Here is a 396-nt window from a genome sequence, read left to right as displayed (position 1 = left end):
CATTTATGATGTCATTCGGAAACATTTTGGTGAAGACTGGCGTTCGACCTGAAGTTGCTGGACAAGTTATCGCAAAGTTGCATGCATTGGAAGCACAAGCTGTGGCTTACCCAAGCAATCGCGCTTATCCAACCCCAACCATGTATAAGGTGACTGGCCAAACGCGTGGTACTGCTGCCCAAGGTTTGGTGATGTTGGCCAACATCGAAAATCGTTCATTTAACTTGTATAACATTTACGATGCGAACGCACGCGAATTACGTCAATTCGAGGCGATTGTTGGTTTACTACACAACCACTTGCTTGAAGTTGGTGTGAAGCAAGTTTGGCACATGAATTCACCTGAATTCACGAAGCTAACGGCTTTTGCCTATGAAAATGAAGTGCCATACAAGG

General features: G+C 44.9%; 1 protein-coding gene. It reads left to right on the top strand.

All coding sequences use genetic code 11. The features are described 5' to 3' along the window. Positions 1–29: 29 nt before the first annotated feature. The coding region (locus KH400_RS21815; protein ID WP_217228208.1) for a hypothetical protein at positions 30–396 on the top strand (367 nt) is incomplete at its 3' end.

This window comes from Desertibacillus haloalkaliphilus (assembly GCF_019039105.1).
Taxonomy (GTDB): Bacteria; Bacillota; Bacilli; order Bacillales; family KJ1-10-99; genus Desertibacillus; species Desertibacillus haloalkaliphilus.
The sequence above is the reverse complement of the archived record's forward strand: the minus strand, read 5'-3'. Positions and strand labels throughout refer to the sequence as shown.